The 17938-nt window shown below is 69.8% G+C and carries 19 protein-coding genes; 5 read left to right on the forward strand and 14 right to left on the reverse strand.

Annotated elements, in window-relative coordinates:
* Window positions 1-3 precede the first annotated feature (3 nt).
* From HNR02_RS06290 to HNR02_RS06300, 3 genes are read right to left on the reverse strand one after another with little or no spacing between them, the layout of a single operon-like run.
* The gene (locus HNR02_RS06290) at window positions 4-414 is read right to left on the reverse strand and encodes a lasso peptide biosynthesis B2 protein (RefSeq protein ID WP_312860920.1); all 411 of its coding nucleotides are present in this window, start codon (window positions 412-414) and stop codon (window positions 4-6) included.
* On the reverse strand, window positions 411-1532 hold the full coding sequence (locus tag HNR02_RS06295) for an asparagine synthase-related protein (protein WP_179772244.1): 1122 nt from the start codon (window positions 1530-1532) through the stop codon (window positions 411-413). The genes HNR02_RS06290 and HNR02_RS06295 overlap by 4 nt, the downstream gene beginning before the upstream one ends.
* Window positions 1513-1764, reverse strand: a complete 252-nt coding sequence (locus HNR02_RS06300; protein WP_179772245.1) for a PqqD family protein — start codon at window positions 1762-1764, stop codon at window positions 1513-1515. The genes HNR02_RS06295 and HNR02_RS06300 overlap by 20 nt, the downstream gene beginning before the upstream one ends.
* Before the next feature lie 98 nt (window positions 1765-1862).
* Between HNR02_RS06300 and HNR02_RS06305 the strand changes: the two genes are divergently transcribed.
* The gene (locus tag HNR02_RS06305) at window positions 1863-2531 is read left to right on the forward strand and encodes a phosphatase PAP2 family protein (protein ID WP_179772246.1); all 669 of its coding nucleotides are present in this window, start codon (window positions 1863-1865) and stop codon (window positions 2529-2531) included.
* Here the strand turns inward: HNR02_RS06305 and HNR02_RS06310 are convergent.
* The 11 genes from HNR02_RS06310 to ddaH form a co-directional block, all read right to left on the reverse strand.
* Window positions 2503-3816, reverse strand: a complete 1314-nt coding sequence (locus HNR02_RS06310) for a glutamate-1-semialdehyde 2,1-aminomutase (protein ID WP_179772247.1) — start codon at window positions 3814-3816, stop codon at window positions 2503-2505. The genes HNR02_RS06305 and HNR02_RS06310 overlap by 29 nt on opposite strands.
* Before the next feature lie 5 nt (window positions 3817-3821).
* Window positions 3822-4370: a dTDP-4-dehydrorhamnose 3,5-epimerase family protein gene (locus HNR02_RS06315; protein ID WP_179772248.1), complete on the reverse strand. Its 549-nt coding sequence runs from the start codon at window positions 4368-4370 to the stop codon at window positions 3822-3824.
* A complete protein-coding gene (locus tag HNR02_RS06320; RefSeq protein ID WP_179772249.1) occupies window positions 4367-5545 on the reverse strand; it encodes a polysaccharide pyruvyl transferase family protein in 1179 nt (392 codons plus the stop codon). The genes HNR02_RS06315 and HNR02_RS06320 overlap by 4 nt, the downstream gene beginning before the upstream one ends.
* On the reverse strand, window positions 5542-6399 hold the full coding sequence (locus tag HNR02_RS06325; RefSeq protein WP_179772250.1) for a glycosyltransferase family 2 protein: 858 nt from the start codon (window positions 6397-6399) through the stop codon (window positions 5542-5544). The genes HNR02_RS06320 and HNR02_RS06325 overlap by 4 nt, the downstream gene beginning before the upstream one ends.
* Window positions 6396-7625 carry an MATE family efflux transporter gene (locus HNR02_RS06330; RefSeq protein ID WP_179775736.1) on the reverse strand — a complete coding sequence of 410 codons (1230 nt, stop codon included), beginning with the start codon at window positions 7623-7625 and terminating at the stop codon, window positions 6396-6398. Before HNR02_RS06330 ends, HNR02_RS06325 begins: the two co-directional genes overlap by 4 nt.
* Before the next feature lie 49 nt (window positions 7626-7674).
* A complete protein-coding gene (locus tag HNR02_RS06335; protein ID WP_179772251.1) occupies window positions 7675-8928 on the reverse strand; it encodes a DUF4910 domain-containing protein in 1254 nt (417 codons plus the stop codon).
* Window positions 8928-9950, reverse strand: coding sequence for an NAD-dependent epimerase/dehydratase family protein (locus tag HNR02_RS06340; RefSeq protein ID WP_179772252.1), 1023 nt, complete (start codon window positions 9948-9950; stop codon window positions 8928-8930). Before HNR02_RS06340 ends, HNR02_RS06335 begins: the two co-directional genes overlap by 1 nt.
* Before the next feature lie 3 nt (window positions 9951-9953).
* Window positions 9954-10595: a PIG-L deacetylase family protein gene (locus HNR02_RS06345; RefSeq protein WP_179772253.1), complete on the reverse strand. Its 642-nt coding sequence runs from the start codon at window positions 10593-10595 to the stop codon at window positions 9954-9956.
* Window positions 10592-11380: a sugar phosphate nucleotidyltransferase gene (locus HNR02_RS06350; RefSeq protein ID WP_179772254.1), complete on the reverse strand. Its 789-nt coding sequence runs from the start codon at window positions 11378-11380 to the stop codon at window positions 10592-10594. The genes HNR02_RS06345 and HNR02_RS06350 overlap by 4 nt, the downstream gene beginning before the upstream one ends.
* Window positions 11377-12615, reverse strand: a complete 1239-nt coding sequence (locus HNR02_RS06355; RefSeq protein ID WP_179772255.1) for a class I SAM-dependent methyltransferase — start codon at window positions 12613-12615, stop codon at window positions 11377-11379. The genes HNR02_RS06350 and HNR02_RS06355 overlap by 4 nt, the downstream gene beginning before the upstream one ends.
* An 83-nt stretch (window positions 12616-12698) precedes the next feature.
* Window positions 12699-13529 (reverse strand): dimethylargininase, encoded by an 831-nt coding sequence (gene ddaH / locus HNR02_RS06360; protein ID WP_376772824.1) that lies wholly within the window; start codon window positions 13527-13529, stop codon window positions 12699-12701.
* Window positions 13530-13602: 73 nt separating this feature from the next.
* On the opposite strand from ddaH, the gene HNR02_RS06365 reads away from it, so the two are divergent.
* From HNR02_RS06365 to HNR02_RS06380, 4 genes are all read left to right on the forward strand, one after another.
* Window positions 13603-14049 (forward strand): Lrp/AsnC family transcriptional regulator, encoded by a 447-nt coding sequence (locus tag HNR02_RS06365; RefSeq protein ID WP_179772256.1) that lies wholly within the window; start codon window positions 13603-13605, stop codon window positions 14047-14049.
* Between the two features lie 8 nt (window positions 14050-14057).
* A complete protein-coding gene (locus HNR02_RS06370) occupies window positions 14058-14822 on the forward strand; it encodes an enoyl-CoA hydratase (protein WP_179772257.1) in 765 nt (254 codons plus the stop codon).
* A 148-nt stretch (window positions 14823-14970) separates the two neighbouring features.
* A complete protein-coding gene (locus HNR02_RS06375) occupies window positions 14971-16872 on the forward strand; it encodes a 2-oxoacid:acceptor oxidoreductase subunit alpha (protein WP_179772258.1) in 1902 nt (633 codons plus the stop codon).
* Window positions 16869-17933 carry a 2-oxoacid:ferredoxin oxidoreductase subunit beta gene (locus tag HNR02_RS06380; protein ID WP_179772259.1) on the forward strand — a complete coding sequence of 355 codons (1065 nt, stop codon included), beginning with the start codon at window positions 16869-16871 and terminating at the stop codon, window positions 17931-17933. Before HNR02_RS06375 ends, HNR02_RS06380 begins: the two co-directional genes overlap by 4 nt.
* Window positions 17934-17938: the final 5 nt, after the last annotated feature.

Here is a 17938-nt window from a genome sequence, read left to right on the forward strand (position 1 = left end):
TGGTCACCTCGCCGATCCGAGTACCGCGTACCGCTCCGCCGTGGGATCGAGCGCGCCGCCGTCGATCTCCAGCCACGAGTGGGCCGAGAAGGCCCCGTCCGCCTCGCGCCGCACCCCGATCCGCAGCACCGGTGACAGCTCGCGCAGCCGGTGCCCGATCAGCAGGCACTGCCGCAGGCACGTGTCTCCGGCAGGCCACCGCGACACCACGAAGTACGAAGCCTGGATCGGCGCGCGGGTGTACCGCGGCAACACGGCGAGCGACGTCGCGCCGGCCGTGCTGGTCAAATCGCACCGCACCCCGAGGTGGCGGCACGTCTCCCGGAGGTCGCGCCTGCGCAGCAGGAACTCGATCCGCACCATCGCCGGAAGCGCCCGCAGCACCTCCCGGGCCAGCCGTACCCGCCGCCTCACCGGTTCTCCCTCCCGGCCAGCCATGCCTGCTGCAGCAGCATCGCCGTCGACGCCGGCGGTTCGACGGACAACCACGCGTCCCGCAACGCGTCCGGGTCCACCAGTGAGGAGTCCGCCCCGGAGCCGTCCCAGCCGAGCGCGAAATCCCGCGATCGCGCCCCGAACCGCGAAGCGTTGAACCTCGGCTTGTCCCGCCGCGCCAGCACCGCATCCGGCAGCAGCCCGTCCGCCACCAGCCGCGTCCCGGCGGCTCGGGTCATGGGCGGCGCGGCGGCGTGGGAGGCCACGAACGACGGGTCCGCGCACGGCTCCACCAGGCGGCAGCCGTACCCCGCCACCACAGCGGCTCGCGTCGCGAAGCCCAGCGCGAAAGCCCGCGTGGCCAGCGCCGAGCGAACACTCGCGCGCCAGCTCATCGGCCGCTCCGCCGTCTCCCGCCACACCGCGCGCCGCAGTTCCGGCCGCAGCCACGGCATCGGAGCCGCGCGGCGGGCCACCACCCGGCGCGCGGCCCCGGGCGCCATGCACAGTGCGAACTGGCCCCAGTCTGCCCGGGTCAACCCCCGTCCACGACGGCGCGCCACCGCCCGCAGCGTCCCGAGCCGGTGCCCGCCCAGCACCTCGTCCCCCGCGTTCCCGGTGACCGGGCTCCCGCCCGGCGCGTGCGCCGCGAGCAGCAGCGTGTTGCCCAGCGCCGCCGGGTAGACCGGGCTCCGCCGGTCGAGCAGTACCGGTGCGACCAGCGGTCCGATGACGTCCAGCTCGTCCCGGACGTCCCTGCGAACCCAGGTCTCCACGCGCAGGTGCCGGATCACCGCTTCCTGCCACGCCGACTCGTTCGCGGCGGCGTCGCCGGGATACCGGAACGTCAGCGCGATCGGCGGCGCGAGCCCTTCGCGCGCTGCGAGATCCATGGCCACCGCGAGCAGCACCGACGAATCCCGCCCACCGGAAAAGGCGATCACACAAGGCTCGCGCGTCAACGCGGGCCGCAACGCCTCTCGGAGCGCTCGCACCGGGTCCGTGACCGCACCGGCCGGAAACGGCGCGGCACCGGAGGGACAGCCGAGCGCGATGTCCACTCCGGACAGCCGCGTGTCAGTGGAGTAGCTCAGCATCGCGGAGACTGCCGAGGAACGCTTCGACGTCACGACGCGCGGTGTCCGCGTCGATCTCGTACTCGTCCACGATCGCCGTCACCAGGTCGTCGAGCGACCGGTCCTCGGCGAGCAACTCGAACAGCCGGGTCCCGACCCCGGTGATCGTGAAGTACCTCGACGTCGACAGGCTCAGCACGATCGTCTCGTCACCGATGGTGCGAGCCGAGATGTCGGATGCCCGAACGCGCATGGCGGCCCTCCTGGAGCTGGCGGCTTCATACCCGAGTCGCCGATGATCACCGGCGCGTTACGGCGAAACGAACCCACGCGGCGCACCGACTCCCAACGGTGACCATCGCCGTCCTGCCCGAACGGAACGCTCTGCCGGATGCCATGCGGCGGCCGATGCTGATCCTGGGTTGGCCCGCCGCCGCGGCGGTCGTCGTGCTCGGTGTCCTGCTGTACCGCGGAAGCACCGCAAGCGCGTTCGACCGGTGGGCGCTGGAGGCGTCCGGCGGCGCCATCCCTTACCCGTCCCAGCAATGGCTTCTGGCGCAGATCGTCGACTTCGCCGGTGAACCGGTCGGCGCCGGGCTGCTGGTGTCCGCGTCGATCGCGATCTGCCTGGTTCTCGGGCACCGGCGTTCCGCGCTGCTGGCGATCCTCGGGCCGGGCCTGTCGGTCGCGGTGACGACGCTGCTGAAACCCGTGGCAGGGCGCACGATCAACGGTCCACACCTGTCGTTTCCGAGTGGGCACACGGCCGTCGTGACCGCGATGGCGCTGGTGTTCGCGTTCGTCCTCGCCGACCGCATCGGACTGGGCCCGCGCGCCGGAACCGCCGCGGTGCTCTACGCCGCGGCCACCGCGGGTGCCGTCGAGGCGTGGGCGCAGTTCGGCATGGTCGTGCACTACCCGAGCGACACGTTCGGCGGCTTCTGCGTCGCCCTCGCCGTCGTGCCTGCCGTGGCGGCGGGAATCGACCGCGTCACGCGTAGGGGCGGAACACCGGCTTGACCGCACGACCGCCGATCCACGGCGCGGGGTCCTCGACGTCCAGCGCCTTGCGGTAGACCGCGCACGCTTGGGCCACCACGTCCACCGTGCGGTCGATGTCGGCCTCGGTCAGCGCACTGCTGACCACGAAGGACGGTCCGAGCACCCCGCCGGCGATCAGCTGCCGCAGGAACAACGTCCGGTACGGCTGGGACGGCCGGAACTCCGTGTCGAGTGTGCCGAAGACCAGGTTGCTCGCCCGCCCGCGCACGACGACGTGCTCGCCGACGCCCATCGCCGCGGCGACGTCCCGCACGCCGGAGGCCAGCCGTTCGCCGAGCGCGTGCAGCCGCGCGGCGACGCCCTCCTCGACGTAGGTGTCCATCACGGCCATCGCGGCGGCAAGCGAGTGCGTTTCGGCACCGTGCGTGGTCGACAGCAGGAACACGCGCTCCCGCGAGTGCCGCAGCCCGCCCAGCTCCATCAGCTCCCGCTTGCCCGCGAGCGCGGACACCGCGAAGCCGTTGCCGAGCGCCTTGCCGAACGTCGACAGGTCCGGCGTCACCCCGTAGCAACCCTGCGCACCGGCCTCCGACCAGCGGAAACCGGTGATCATCTCGTCGAACACCAGGACCGTACCGTAGCGGTCGGCCAGTTCGCGCAGTCCGGCGAGGTAACCCGGGGGCGGCTCGACCGCGGACGCGGCCTCCAGGATCAGGCACGCGACGTCGTGTCGCCGCAGCACGTCCTCGGTCGCGGCCAGGTCGCCGTAGGGGAAGCGCACGGTCAGCCCGGTGATCTCGCCCGGGATACCGGCGGGCATGCCGGTGGTGCCGATGAACCAGTCGTCGGTGGAGAAGAACGGCTGGTCACCGCAGATCGCGACCACCCGCCGGCCGGTCGCCGCACGCGCGAGCCGCACGGCCGCCGTGGTGACGTCGGAGCCGTTCTTGGCGAACTTGACCATCTCCGCGGTCGGCACGGTGGCCAGGAACTTCTCCGCGGCGGCCAGCTCGACGATGCACGGACGCACGAAGTTCGTGCCCCGGTCCAGTTCGCGCCGCACCGCCTCGACGACGCGCGGATGGCCGTGACCGAGGCTCACGGACCGCAGACCCGACCCGTACTCGACGTAGGAGTGCCCGTCCAGATCCCACACGTGCGCGCCGCGCCCGTGCGAGATGACCGGCGCGAGGCCCTCGGGGTACTGGTCCTCACCCTTGGCGTAGGTGTGCGCGCCGCCGGGCACGAGCGCGTGCAGGCGCTCGTTGGCTTCGACGGACCGGGGCAGGGTCTGCGCGTCCATGACTGTCACCTCAGAGTTCTCAAAACTTCGCCGAGTGACGGGGCGCGCCGGTCCCGCTCGGAGGTCAGGGTCACCGGCAGCGGCCACGGGATGGCCAGCTCCGGGTCGTCGAAGGCGATCGCGACGTCCTCGGACGGGTCGTGCGGCCGGTCGATGCGGTAGGACACGTCGGCGGGGTCGGTCAGTGCCTGGAAACCGTGCGCGCAGCCGGCCGGCACGTACACGGTGACCTGGGTTTCGCCGGAGAGCCGGAAGTACTCGACGTTGCGGAACGTCGGCGAATCCGGCCGCAGGTCCACCACGACGTCGAACACCTCGCCGAAGGAGCAGCGGACCAGTTTGGACTCCCCGGCACCGGAGCGCAGGTGCATGCCGCGGATCACGCCCTTGCGTGACCGGGACAGGCTGTCCTGCGCGAACCCGTCCGGGTCGATGCCGACCGACGCCGTCACCTCGCGGTCGAACGTGCGGGAGAAGAACCCGCGCTCGTCGACGTGCGGGGCCGGTTCGAACAGCCACGCCCCGGCGATGGCGGGAACCGGAACGGCTTTCATGCCTTGCTCCTCTCGATGACCGTTTCGGACAGTGTGGCGAACTGGCGCTCCAGGCGCTCGCGAATCACCCGATTTCGCTCTTTCAGGACAGCGATCAGTTCCTCGCGCCGGTCCTCCAACTCGCGGAACTGCTCGATCAGCCGGCCGAAATCGGGTTCCCGCGCGGACTGGCAGAACCCGCCGAGCCCCATCGTCTCCATCAGGACGTCGTTCTTGCGCGCGTAGCCCAGCGACAGCGTCGGCTTCGCGGTCTTCAACGCGCACAGCACGTTGTGGTACCGGGTGGCGACGACGACATCGACGGCGGCCATCTGCCGCATCAGATCGTCCAGCGAGGTCAGCGGTTCCGCCACGATGTCCGCGCCGGGGACGGCCGCGAGGATCTCCGTGATCACCTCGTCGTCGGCCACATCGCCGGTGAACAACCGGACCGGGCGACCCTCGTCGGCCAGCAGGCGCACGAACCGCTTCACCGCGGCCAGGTAGGCGCGGTTGATCTCGTCCGCGCGGGCACGGTCGTCGTTGCCGCCGTGGAAGGCCATCACCCCGACGCCGACCGCACCGGTCGCGGGCCGCGACTCGGGATCGGCGAGCCCGAACGCGAGGTCCGGGAAGACCTCGTCGGCACCCACGTCCACGCCCATCCGCCGCATCGCCTCACGCGAGTGTTCGTCGCGGTAGGACCGGTAGTGCGCCAGCCGCGCCGCGCGCGTGATCACCCAGCGGGTCGCCCGCTTGCGCACCACGTCCGACCCGACGCTGACCAGTGCGACCTTCGTACCGGTCAGCCGGGCCGTGGCGCCGAGCAGGAGCAACGAATACGGCAGCGCCCACGGCCGCAGCGGCAGCGTCGCCTCCAGCACGCCCATGCCCGGCACGATCACCACGTCGTACTTCCGCACCCAGGCCCAGGTCCGGAACGGGTCCAGCAGCTTGCCGAGCACCTTGAGCCCGGCCGCCCGCAGACCGGTGGCGTCGCCCGCGTGCGGCTCGTACCACTGCAGGTGCGTGGCCGGCGCACCATAACGCGCGGTGAGCCGCTCCGGGCCCATCGCGAGGAAACCCAGCTGCGCGTCGGGGTATCGCTCTCGCACCCACCTGATCACGGCGTCGAGCGAGCCGTCGTTGCCCAGGTTGCCCGAACCGAGGATGCCGAAGAACCCGATCCGCGTCACGTGATCAGCCCCGCCTTCCGCAGGGGCTTGCCGCCCAGCCACTCGGCGATGACGCCGTAGCAGCGCCGCCGCTCGCCCGACGACAACGGCGCCCGCCGGATCGCGACGAGGTACCCGGCGAGGTAGGCGGCGAACAACCGCGCCGTCGACTGGCCCTGGCGGCGCGGGTCGAGGTTCGCGCACACCTTCTGCACCGAACCCAGGTTGTCGCCGCGGCCGGGGTGCTCGCGCCGGAAGAACATGACCTCGGGGACCTGCACGAACGTCCCGTACAGGGCCAGCTCGCCGACGAGCTTGCGGCCCGCGTTGTGGTAGCTGTCGTGCGGGGCGATCCGGCGCATCACCGAGGTGCGGATGACGCCGTAGAAGTCGTCGCCGCCCTCGACGAACATGAGGCTGCGGAACCGTTTCGCGGTGTCCGGCGAATCCGTGTCCAGCGTGTAGTCGTAGTTCTCCAGGATCTCACCGCGCTCGTCCACGATCGCCATGTGCGAGTGCGCGAGCACGGCTTCCGGGTGTTCGTCGAGCGCCCGCACGCACTTCTCCAGCAGCTCGGGCGCGAACAGGTCGTCGTGCGCGGCCCACTTGAAGAACTCGCCGCGCGACGCCTGCACGACGAAGTTGTGGTTGGGCGCGGCGCCGATGTTGCACGGCTGTCGCAGGTAGCGGATCCGCTCGTCCTTCGCCGCGTACTTCTCGCAGATCTCCCGGGTGCCGTCGGTGGAGGCGTTGTCGGAGATGACCAGCTCGAAGTCGGTGAAGGTCTGCGCGAGCAGGTTGTCGATCGCTTCGGCGACGTAGTTCTCCCCGTTGTAGACCGGCAGGCCGATGCTCAACCTCGGTGCGTTCGTCATGGGGTCCTCGCTTCCTCGGGAACGTACTCGCGGACGGCGACGTGCAACTGGCTCCACCAGACGAACGCACCGGCGAACGTGGCGCACGCGACGCCCCAGCCGGACCCGACGGCCCCGCCGATCGCGGCACCGGACAGCCCGCCGACGACGTAGAGCGCGGACGCGATGAGCTGGCAGCGCATGCTGCGCTTGGCCGCGCCCAGCGCCCGCAGGCCGGACGCGGCACCGCCGATGAGACTTGCGTTGAAGACGGACAGCGTGGCCGGGATGATCATCGCCTGCGCGGTGTGCCAGACGTCGCCGAGCACCCACTCACCGAGCCGGTCGTTGAGGAGCACCAGCAGCGCACCGCCCCACAACAGCGCGCCGAGCGCCTGGCTGCCGCCGAGCACCAGGCAGAACGTGGTCAGCCTGCGGACGTTGCGCCGCACCACCCGCGCGGCCTCGGGCACCGCGACGAACGCGAGTCCCATCAGGACGGCCAGGAACGGCCCGAGCAGCAGTTCACCGCCGCGCACGGTACCGACGGCCGCGACCCCGGCGATCGCGCCCAGCCCGTACATCCGGATCTGCGACCCGCCGCTGTTGCTGACGTTCTCGACGAGGTAGCGAGGGCCGAGGTCGCGCTGGTCGTGCAGCCACCTCCGCACTCCGGCGACACCCGGCCGCAACCCGGTCTGGCGGTAGCCGTAGAGGGCTGCGACCGCGGCCGCGCCACCCCAGGCCAGCAGGAACGCGACGACGCTGCCGTGCAGGTCGGCCAGCACCATCGCGGGGATCATCGCGACGCCCCACAGCAGGTCGTTCACGAACGCCTTCCGCCCCTCGCCGGAGGCGAAGAACGCGAACCGCCAGCTGTCCTGCAGCAGCAACGCAGGCAGGATCACGCCGAGCGCGATGAACGCGGGCCCGACACTGCCCCCGGCCACGATGCCGGACAACACGCTGACCAGACCCGCCGCGGCGCCGACGGCGAGCGCGGTCGACGACGACCGGGCCACCGCCGGGCGCCACGCCGCGGCGTCGACACCGCTGAACCGCACCATCAGCGGATCGGTCGCGAGACCGCGGGACACGTTGAGCATCACGCCGTAGGTGACCCAGGCCAGGCTGAAGATGCCGAACGCGGTGACGCCCAGTTCGCGGGCCACGTAGATGCCGACGACGAAGTTCGTCATGCTCGACACCGCCTGGTCGCCCAGCCCCCAGGACAGCCGCCCGGCCATGGCGCGCAGCCCCGAGCGCTGGGGCGTCGAGCGGCGGGGGGTCACGCGATCACTCCTTCACGAGTCCGGCGTCGTGCAGCGCGGTGGCCGCAGCGGCGACCGCCTCGAAGCCGAGGCCGGACCGTTGTGCGATGCCGAGCAGGTCATGGTCGCCGTCGGCGAGGTTGAGGACCCACAGCATCGCCATCTGGGCCTGTTTGGCGTCGCTGCGGCCGCCGAGGGAGTCGTACAGGCCGCGCTTGCCGAGTTGCGGTTCGCCGTAGGGGCTGAGGTTCGTGTAGCGGCGGTTGCGGTCGAGAATCGCGAACGCCTCTCGCAGCACGACGAGTGTGTCTTCCATTGCCGAAGGTGAGATGAAGTCCGGGTTGTCGGCGGAGGTGTGGTACTCGGGGTAACCGGCGTACGGCGTCCGGGTGAGTGAGCCGACCCCCAGGTTGAATCCGGGCGAGCAGAACTGCCGCTCGTCGTAACCGTACGGTGAGAAATCGGCGATCCGATGTGGACGGTCACGCAGCGCGTGCTCCAGAACGCGGTCGATCTCGGCGGCGCCGCGTCTCGACCGCTTGTACGTCAGGTCGCCCCGGTCGCCCGCGCACGCGAGGACGATGCCGTGCCGGATCCGCTCGACCCGGTTGCGGGCCAGCCAGGTGATGGCGCCGATCGTGCCGGGCATGAACAGGAAACGGTAGGTGTAGTAGGGGTTTTCCAGGGCCTGCGCGAGTGACACCGCGACCGCGATCCCGGCGAGGTTGTCGTTGGCCAGTGACGGGTGGCAGACGTGGCAGGACACGATCACCTCGTCGTCGACCCGCCCCGGTACGACGTGCTCGCCGTAGCTGAGGTGCCCGTCCGCGAGCGTCGAGTCGATGCGCACCTCGTACTCGCCGTCCGGCAGCGCGTCCAGCGTCTCCTGCGCGAGGCAGAAACCCCAGGTCGGCGAGTAGTAGCTGGTGCGGTAGGGCACCCAGGACGGATGGTCCGGCAGCGTGTGCAGGTGCGGCCGCAGCTCGGCCAGCGTCATGGTCGCCGCGACCGGCACGCTGTATCCGACGACGTGCAGGTTCGACTCCCGGAAGTCGACCACGCGCTTGCCGTCGGCGTCGGCGATGTAGGCGTCGCGGATGTTCCACTCCTGCGGCACCGTCCAGTCGAACACCTGCGTACCGGTGGGCACCTCGTGCCGGTCCAGCGGGATGTGCTCGCCGATGGCGTCCAGCGTCGCGCGGACGCCGTCCCCGGTGATGCTCCGGCAGAGCGGGTACATCCGCTCCACCAGCGCGTGCATCTCCCCTCCGGTGAGCATCAGGTGAACCGCAGCGTGTCGTCGACCGCGCCGTGCGCGCGGTGGTGCTCGAGCCGCGCGAGACGCGTGAAGCTCTGCTCGAACGTCCGGTGCGTGAGCCCGTGCCGCTGGTAGGCGTCGATCAGCTCGACCGCGCCGTCCTTGACCGACCAGTCGCAGGTGAAGCCGGGGACCGCGGCGCGGAACCGGGAGAAGTCGACCCGGTAGGACCGCGGATCGGCGCCCGCCTCCCCGGTGATCCGCCGCCGCGACCCCGGCACGGCCTCGACGACCTGCTGCGCGATCTCGGCGACGGTCACGTTGTTGCTCTCGGTACCGATGTTGAACGCCCTGTCGTGCACCGCTTCGCGCGGCGCCACCAGCGCGGCGGCGAACGCCTTCGCGATGTCCTGGGCGTGCACCAGCGGCCGCCACGGCGTGCCGTCGGAGAGCACCAGCACCTCACCGGACAGCCATGCGTGCCCGACCAGGTTGTTCAGCACGATGTCGGCCCGCAGCCGCGGTGAGAACCCGAACGCGGTGGCGTTGCGCAGGCAGACCGGGCTGAAACCGTCGTCGGCCATGCCGTGCAGATCGTCCTCGACCAGCACCTTCGACTCCGCGTACGGCGTCACCGGCCGCAGCGGCGCGTCCTCGTTCACCAGGCCCGCACCACCCGAAGCGCCGTAGACCGAGCAGGTCGAGGCGTACAGGAACCGGGACACCCCGGCGTCCTTCGCCAGACGGGCCAGCCGGACCGCCGCCCTGTGGTTGATGTCGTAGGTCAGCTCCGGGGCGAGCGCGCCCAGCGGATCGTTCGACAGCGCGGCCAGGTGGATCACGGCGTCCACTCCGGACAACTGCGCGGGCGTGACGTCACGCAGGTCCACCCGGTGGCCGGCCGGGTCCTGCGGTGCCGGGCCGAGCACGCAGTCGTCGAACAGCCCCGAGTCGAGACCGGTCACCTCGTGCCCGGCGGCGGTGAGCACCGGCGCCATCACCGTGCCCAGATACCCCTTGTGCCCGGTCAGCAGCACACGCATGGCTCAGCCCTCCAGCTGGAGACACATCTTCTTGACGTGGAAGGCTTCCGCGTACCGCGCCTGGCATTCGATGCCCCGGATGCGGGCGAGGCCGAGGAAGGCTTCCCGGTCGTACCAAGGACGATGTCGCTGCGAGGGATACTGCCGTTGCAGCAATGCGGCCTTTTTCTCGGCGAGTTCCCGGGCCAGCGGCACGTAGACCGACGGCGTGGTCAGATCGCCGTCCCACTTGACGATCTCGTAACCGAGCGTCAGGTGCCCGCGGAACGCCGTCGGCACGAGCTCGGCGAGACCGCGGTGGTCCTGGTGCGCGTCATCGGTGCGGGGCGCGAGAATCAGGTCCGGATCGGTGCGCGACCGCAGCTCCTCCAGCGCGTTCTTGACCTCGTCCCAGTGCGCGGGCAGCCGCCCGTCCGGCATCTTGAGCACGGTGACGTCGAGGTCCGCACCGGGACAGAAAGCGGTGAGCGCGGCCCGTTCCTCGTCCTCACGCTCGCTGCCTCCGCCGGAGAGCACCAGTGCGTCCACGCGCAGTCCGGGACGGCTCATCGTGAGCAACGTCCCGCCCGCGCCGATCGCGATGTCGTCGCAGTGCGCGCCGAGCACCACGATCCGCTCCAGCCGTTCGGGAACCAGACCGATCACGCCGGCACTCTGTCCTTTTCCCACAACGCCCACGGCCGCACGCCGCGCGTGTACGCCTCGTCCAGGGCGTAGCGCTCCTTCACGGTGTCCGTCGGCTTCCAGAAGCCGCGGTAGGGGTAGGCCAGGAGACGGCCGCGCTTGGCCAGTTCGGCGCACCCATCGGCCACCAGGTCACCGTTCTCCGGGATGTGGTCGAAGACATCCTGCCGCAGCACGAAGTACCCGCCGTTCTCCCACAGCGGCATCTCGCTGACCGCCGTGATCGAACCGACCAGACCGCCCTCGTCCATCTCGACGCAGTGGAACGACGACTGCGGCGGTACGACCATCATCGACGCGCCCGCCCCGGAGCGTTCGAACCGCTCGATCATCTCCGGCAGTGGTGCGTCGGTGAGCACATCGGCGTAGTTGGCGAGAAACATCTCGTCGCCGTCGAGGTGTTCGCGCACGCGGCGCAGCCGCTCCCCGATCGGCGACTCGATCCCGGTCTGCACGAACGAGATGGTCCAGTCGGCGATGTCGGTGGACAGCAGCTCCGCGCGTCCGCCGCGCAGGACGAAGTCGTTGGAAGTGGTTTCGGAGTAGTTGAGGAAGAAGTCCTTGATGTGGTGCGCCCCGTAGCCGAGGCAGAGGATGAATTCGGTGTGCCCGAAGTGCGCGTAGTACCGCATGACGTGCCAGATCAGGGGGCGCGGCCCGACCATGGCCATCGGCTTGGGCACGTCGGAGGCGGTGCCATTGCGCATCCGCATCCCGTACCCGCCGCAGAACAGGACGACCTTCACGATGGGTTCACCTCGACGATTTCCAGGCTGGGGATGGGAAAGACGAGCTTGCCGCCCCACTCCCCGACGTAGGACAGCTGGTGGGTCAGTTCGTCCCGCAGGTTCCACGGCAGGACCAGGACGTAGTCGGGCCGGCCCGCGGCGATGCGGTCCGGCGGCAGGATGGGGATGCGGGTGCCGGGCGTGAACCGGCCGTGCTTGTAGGGGTTGCGGTCGACCGTGTAGGCGAGCAGGTCGGTCCGGATACCGCAGTGGTTGAGCAGCGTGTTGCCCTTGCCGGGCGCGCCGTAGCCGACCACGGTGAGGCCGTCGTCGGCCGCGTCGATGAGGAACCGCAGCAGGTCTCGGCGCACCTTGGCGACCCGCTCGGCGAACTGCGTGTAGCCGGAAAGTTCGAGCAGCCCGGCGGCTTTTTCGCGGGCCAGCACGTCGAGTACGCGCGTGCTCGGCTCACCGGCGGTCTCGGCGGGCCGGGCCCACAGCCGGACCGACCCGCCGTGCGTCGGCAGTAGTTCGATATCCACAAGGGACAGTCCGCCGGAGGCGAGCGCACGTTGCGCCGAAGCCACCGTGTAGTACTGGAAGTGCTCGTGGTAGATCGTGTCGTACTGGGTTTTCTCGATGAGCGTGAGCAGGTGCTGGACCTCGATCGACACCCAGCCGTCGTCGGCGACGAGCGCGCGCAGGCCCTTCGTGAACCCGATGACGTCCGGGATGTGCGCGTAGACGTTGTTGGCCACCACCAGGTTCGCGGGCCCGTACTCCTCGCGTACACCGGCGCCGCTCTCCGGACCGAGGAACGCGGTCAGCGTCGGCACGCCCGCGTCACGCGCGGCCTGGCCGACGTTCACCGACGGCTCGATACCCAGGCAGCGAATGCCCTGTGCCACAACGTGTTTGAGCAGGTACCCGTCGTTGCTGGCAACCTCGACGACGAACGAATGGGCGTCCAGACCCAGCCGCTCGACCGCCCCGGTGACGAACCTGCCCGCGTGGTCCACCCAGGACCGCGAATACGACGAAAAATAGGCGTATTCGGTGAACGTGTCCTCGGGCGTGATCAACGGCGGAATCTGCGCGAGACGGCATTCCGCGCACACCCGCAGGTGCAACGGAAAGGTATTTTCCGACTCGTCCAGTTGTTCCGCGGTCAGGAACAGCTCGCAGGGCGGCGTGGCACCGAGATCGACGACGCTGGCGAGGTTCGCGGAACCGCAGAGCCTGCAGTTGGTCATGCCCCTGATTCGGAGACCGGGCGGGGGCTGTTACAGACCGCGGAACCCCGGCGCGGCACCGATCTCGAAATGAGATGTCGTCTTCACTTGCGGATCTCCAGCGTGCAGCACTTCGGGCCGCCACCGGCCTTGCGCAGTTCGGAGATGTCGACGAGCACCGGTTCGTACCCGCGGACCACGAGCCGTTCCGCCAGATCGGTCGCCTCGGACGGGAGCACTACGTTGCGCCCGTCGGACACCCCGTTGAGCCCGAAGCACTCCGCGTCGGCCGCGGTGGCGAGCACGGCGTCCGGGAACACGCGCGCCAGGACCCGGCGTGATCCGGCGGAAAACGCCTCCGGGTAGTACGCGATCCGCGCCGGTGTGCTGTCGGTGGCTTCGCTGAGCACGAACAGCGCGGTGTCGAGGTGGTAGTAGCGCGGATCGGTCAGCCGCAGCGACAGGACGGGCACGCCGAGCACCTCCTGCGCCTCCGCGTGGGCGGCGGGGTCGGTGCGGAAACCGGTGCCGGCGAGCAGCATCCGGCCGGTCCAGGCGAAATCGCCCTCGGCCTCGTTGACGAACGAGGGCATGACGACCTCGCGGTAGCCGTGCTCGACGAACCAGCGGCGGAAGTGCTCGGCCTCGGCGGCCCGCTGCGGCGCACGGAAGCGTGAGCCGAGCACCCGGCCGTCGACGACCGTGCCCGAGTTGGCGGCGAAGACCATGTCCGGGAGCCCCGGCTGCGGCTCGATCTCCTCGACCGTGTGACCGAGACGGCGGTAGGTGTCACGCAGCTCGCGCCATTGCGTCAGCGCGCGCTCGGCGCTGACCGGCCGCGCCGGGTCCATCCAGGGGTTGATCGCGTACTCGACGGCGAAGAACCGGGGCGGGCACATGAGGTATCGGCGGGTGGTCGGTACCCGTGTCGTCATGTCTCCACGGTATGGCTCGATTCAGGGACACTCAATCGCTGTCTCTTGCTCACAGACCTGCTAAACATTGCGTGTGAACACCCTGGATCAGCAGATCGTTTCGTGTCTCGTGACGAACGCACGCGCCAGCTACGCCGAGATCGGCAAGGTCGTCGGGCTGTCCGCACCGGCGGTCAAACGCCGGGTGGACCGGCTGCTGGAGACCGGCGTGCTGCGTGGGTTCACCGCGGTCGTCGACCCGGAGGCGCTGGGCTGGGGCACCGAGGCGTTCGTCGAGGTCCACTGCCGTGGCAACATCTCCCCGGCCCGCATCCGCGCCCGGCTGGAACCGCTGCCGGAGGTCGTCGCCGCGTACACGGTGACCGGCGCGGCGGACGCGATCGTGCACCTGCGTGCCGCCGACATCCACCAGCTGGAGACGGCGCTGGAGCGGCTGCGCGGGCTCGAAATCATCGACCGGACGGTGTCGACGGTCGTGCTGTCCCGGCTCCTTGAGCGGCCGCCCGATCCCGCGACATGATGTCGACCATGGTCGAACGCATCGTGGCCGAGCGACGGGGCAAGGTCGCCGTCCTCACCGTCGACGCCCCGCAGCGGCGTAATTCGCTCACCGTGGCTCTTTCCGCCGAGCTGGCACGGGCCGTCACCGAGGCGGAGCAGGACGAGAACGTGCACGCGCTGGTCGTCACCGGCACTCCGCCCGCGTTCTGCGCCGGGGCCGACCTGACGACACTGGGCAGCGCGCAGGAGGAGGGGCTGCGCGCGGTTTACGAGGGCTTCCTCGCGGTGGCGCGGTGTTCGCTGCCGACGATCGCGGCCGTCGGCGGCGCGGCGGTCGGCGCCGGTCTGAACCTCGCGCTCGCGGCGGACGTCCGCCTGGCGGGCCCGCGGGCGAAGTTCATCCCGCGGTTCCTCGAACTGGGTCTGCACCCCGGCGGCGGATTCACCTGGATGTTGCAGCGCGCGGTGGGTATCCAGCGGGCGCGGGCGATGACGTTGTTCGGCCAGTCCCTCGACGCGGCGGCGGCTGAGGAGGCCGGGCTGACGTTGCGCACCGTGGACGGTGACCACGACACGTTGCTGGAGGCGGCTCTCGAACTGGCGGAACCGGCGGCCCGAGCGCCGCGCGAGGTGGTACTCGCGACGAAGTTCTCCCTGCGGCAAACCTCGACTATGGCTGAGCATTCCCGTGCCGTGGACACCGAGATCGAGCCGCAGGTGAAATCGCTGAACTCGCCCGGTTTCGCGGAACGACTGGCATCCGTGCAGGCCAGGATCACCACACGGAAGTAACTGTTACCGCCAGTATCGGGTAACCGGGATCACACCCACGATCCTCGTCACAAAACAGGAAGTAAGGTGGAGGTATCGGCGGAAGTGTGCCCACCGGCCACGTGTCGACGAGGACGCAGCCTGTCGGGAGAGAGGGATTCTCTGACCCATGAGCACGAGCACGAACGGCCACGGTGTGCTGTCGGCGAGCCGGCCCACCGAAGTCGCCAAGCTGGACCGCGTGGTCATCCGGTTCGCCGGTGACTCCGGTGACGGGATGCAGCTGACCGGCGACCGGTTCACCTCCGAAGCCGCGGCGTTCGGCAACGACCTGGCCACCCTGCCGAACTTCCCCGCCGAGATCCGGGCGCCACAGGGCACCATCCCGGGCGTCTCGTCGTTCCAGGTCCACTTCGCCGACTACGACATCCTCACCCCCGGCGACCGGCCGGACGTGCTGGTCGTGATGAACCCCGCGGCGCTCAAGGCGAACCTGCGGGACGTGCCCGCGGGCGGCACGATCATCGTCAACACCGACGAGTTCTCCAAGCGCAACCTCACCAAGGTCGGCTACGCCACCGATCCGCTCGAAGACGAGTCGCTGTCTGCGTTCCAGGTCCACCGGGTCGCCATGTCGACACTCACCCAGGGAGCACTGGAAGGCACCGGACTGGGCAAGAAGGACGCCGAGCGCTGCAAGAACATGTTCGCGCTCGGGCTCCTGTCGTGGATGTACCACCGGCCCACCGAGGGTACGGAGGCGTTCCTGCGGGAGAAGTTCGCCAAGAAGCCGGACATCGCCGAGGCGAACATCCTGGCCTTCCGCGCGGGCTGGAACTACGGCGAGACCACCGAATCGTTCGTGACCACCTACGAGGTGGCGCCGGCGAAGCTGGACAAGGGCACCTACCGGCAGATCACCGGCAACACCGCGCTGGCCTACGGCATCATCGCCGCCGGTCAGCGCGCCGGGCTGCCGGTGCTGCTGGGCACGTACCCGATCACGCCGGCGTCGGACATCCTGCACGAGCTGTCCAAGCACAAGAACTTCGGCGTGCTGACCTTCCAGGCGGAGGACGAGATCGCCGGTATCGGCGCCGCGCTCGGCGCCTCCTACGGCGGCGCACTGGGTGTCACCTCGACCTCCGGGCCGGGTGTGGCGTTGAAGTCGGAGACCATCGGACTCGGCGTGATGCTGGAACTGCCGCTGGTCGTGATCGACGTGCAGCGTGGTGGCCCCTCGACGGGTCTGCCGACCAAGACCGAGCAGGCCGACCTGCTGCAGGCGATGTTCGGCCGCAACAGTGAATCGCCACTGCCCGTCATCGCGCCGCAATCCCCCGGTGACTGTTTCGCGGCGGCCATGGAGGCGGTGCGGATCGCGCTGACGTACCGGACCCCGGTGATCGTGCTGTCCGACGGCGCCAACGCCAACGGGTCCGAACCCTGGCTGATCCCCGACGCGACCCAGTTGCCCGACCTGTCGGTCACCTTCGCCTCGCAGCCCAACGCCACGGACGGGTCCGGCGAGTTCTGGCCCTACATGCGGGATCCGGAGACGCTGGCGCGTGAGTGGGCGGTACCCGGCACGCCTGGTCTGGAACACCGCATCGGCGGTCTGGAGAAGCAGGACGGCAAGGGCAACATCTCCTACGATCCGGACAACCACGACCACATGGTCCGGTTGCGGCAGGCCAAGGTCGACGGCATCGACGTGCCCGACCTGGAGATCGACGACCCTTCCGGCGAAGCGCGCGTGCTGGCGCTGGGCTGGGGCTCCACGTTCGGTCCGATCGGCGCCGCGGCCCGCCGCGTCCGCAAGCTCGGCATGCCGATCGCGCAGGCGCACCTGCGGCACCTGAACCCGTTCCCGAAGAACCTGGGCGAGGTTCTGGCGCGCTACGACCGCGTGGTGGTGCCGGAGATGAACCTGGGTCAGCTCGCCTGGCTGCTGCGGGCGAAGTACCTCAAGGACGTGCACTCCTACACCAAGGTCGCCGGCCTGCCGTTCAAGGCTGAGGAACTGCAGCACGTCTTCACCGACATCATCGAAGGAGCGCTGACCCGATGACCGCCACGGATCTCGGTCTTCCCCAGGTCGGTGGTCTGGATTTGGTCCCGACCACGGACGAGACCCAGAAGGCGAAGGACTTCAAGTCCGACCAGGAAGTCCGCTGGTGCCCCGGCTGCGGCGACTACGTCGTGCTCAACACGGTGCAGTCGTTCCTGCCCACGCTGGGACTCAAGCGCGAGAACATCGTGTTCGTCTCCGGCATCGGCTGCTCGTCGCGGTTCCCGTACTACCTCAACACCTACGGGATGCACTCGATCCACGGCCGCGCCCCGGCGATCGCGACCGGCCTGGCCACCACGCGGCCCGACCTGTCGGTGTGGGTGGTCACCGGTGACGGCGACGCGTTGTCCATCGGCGGCAACCACCTGATCCACGCGCTGCGCCGCAACGTCAACATCAAGATCCTGCTGTTCAACAACCGGATCTACGGTCTGACCAAGGGCCAGTACTCGCCGACGTCCGGGCAGGGCATGGTCACCAAGTCCACACCGATGGGTTCGGTGGACACCCCGTTCAACCCGATCTCGCTGGCGCTGGGCGCGGAGGCGACTTTCGTCGGCCGCGCCCTGGATTCCGACAAGAAGGGCCTCACCGAGGTGCTGACCGCCGCGGCCCGGCACCGCGGCTCCGCGCTGGTGGAGATCTACCAGAACTGCCCCATCTTCAACGACGGCGCGTTCGACGTGCTCAAGGACAAGGACGAGGCGGCTCAGCGGATCATCCCGCTCCGTGCCGGTGAGCCGGTGCGGTTCGGTTCCGAGGGTGAGTTCGGCGTGGTGCCCAACCGGTGGGGCGGGTTCGAGGTCGCCAAGGTGGCCGAGGTCGGCGAATCAGAGCTGATCGTGCACGATCCGACGATCACCGACACCGCGTACGCGTTCGGGCTGTCCCGGATCGGCGACCAGAACCTCAACCACACCCCGACCGGCATCTTCCGCCAGGTCTCCCGCCCCACCTACGACGACGACGCCCGCGCACAGGTGGAGCAGGCCCGATCGGCCAAGCCCGCCGACCTGCAGGCGCTGCTGACCGGCAAGGACACCTGGACGGTCGACTGATCCGC

Origin of the sequence: Amycolatopsis endophytica (assembly GCF_013410405.1) — a bacterium.
Classification (GTDB): domain Bacteria; phylum Actinomycetota; class Actinomycetes; order Mycobacteriales; family Pseudonocardiaceae; genus Amycolatopsis_E; species Amycolatopsis_E endophytica.

Excerpts from the sequence above, each read along its gene's own strand:
- HNR02_RS06315 (WP_179772248.1), bottom strand. The coding sequence starts at position 4,370 with ATGAAAGCCGTTCCGGTTCCCGCCATCGCCGGGGCGTGGCTGTTCGAA.
- HNR02_RS06310 (WP_179772247.1), bottom strand. The coding sequence starts at position 3,816 with ATGGACGCGCAGACCCTGCCCCGGTCCGTCGAAGCCAACGAGCGCCTG.
- HNR02_RS06370 (WP_179772257.1), top strand. The coding sequence starts at position 14,058 with ATGGTCGAACGCATCGTGGCCGAGCGACGGGGCAAGGTCGCCGTCCTC.
- HNR02_RS06330 (WP_179775736.1), bottom strand. The coding sequence starts at position 7,625 with ATGGCCGGGCGGCTGTCCTGGGGGCTGGGCGACCAGGCGGTGTCGAGC.
- HNR02_RS06300 (WP_179772245.1), bottom strand. The coding sequence starts at position 1,764 with ATGCGCGTTCGGGCATCCGACATCTCGGCTCGCACCATCGGTGACGAG.
- HNR02_RS06295 (WP_179772244.1), bottom strand. The coding sequence starts at position 1,532 with ATGCTGAGCTACTCCACTGACACGCGGCTGTCCGGAGTGGACATCGCG.
- HNR02_RS06335 (WP_179772251.1), bottom strand. The coding sequence starts at position 8,928 with ATGCTCACCGGAGGGGAGATGCACGCGCTGGTGGAGCGGATGTACCCG.
- HNR02_RS06340 (WP_179772252.1), bottom strand. The coding sequence starts at position 9,950 with ATGCGTGTGCTGCTGACCGGGCACAAGGGGTATCTGGGCACGGTGATG.
- ddaH (WP_376772824.1), bottom strand. The coding sequence starts at position 13,529 with ATGACGACACGGGTACCGACCACCCGCCGATACCTCATGTGCCCGCCC.
- HNR02_RS06375 (WP_179772258.1), top strand. The coding sequence starts at position 14,971 with ATGAGCACGAGCACGAACGGCCACGGTGTGCTGTCGGCGAGCCGGCCC.
- HNR02_RS06355 (WP_179772255.1), bottom strand. The coding sequence starts at position 12,615 with ATGACCAACTGCAGGCTCTGCGGTTCCGCGAACCTCGCCAGCGTCGTC.
- HNR02_RS06380 (WP_179772259.1), top strand. The coding sequence starts at position 16,869 with ATGACCGCCACGGATCTCGGTCTTCCCCAGGTCGGTGGTCTGGATTTG.
- HNR02_RS06325 (WP_179772250.1), bottom strand. The coding sequence starts at position 6,399 with ATGACGAACGCACCGAGGTTGAGCATCGGCCTGCCGGTCTACAACGGG.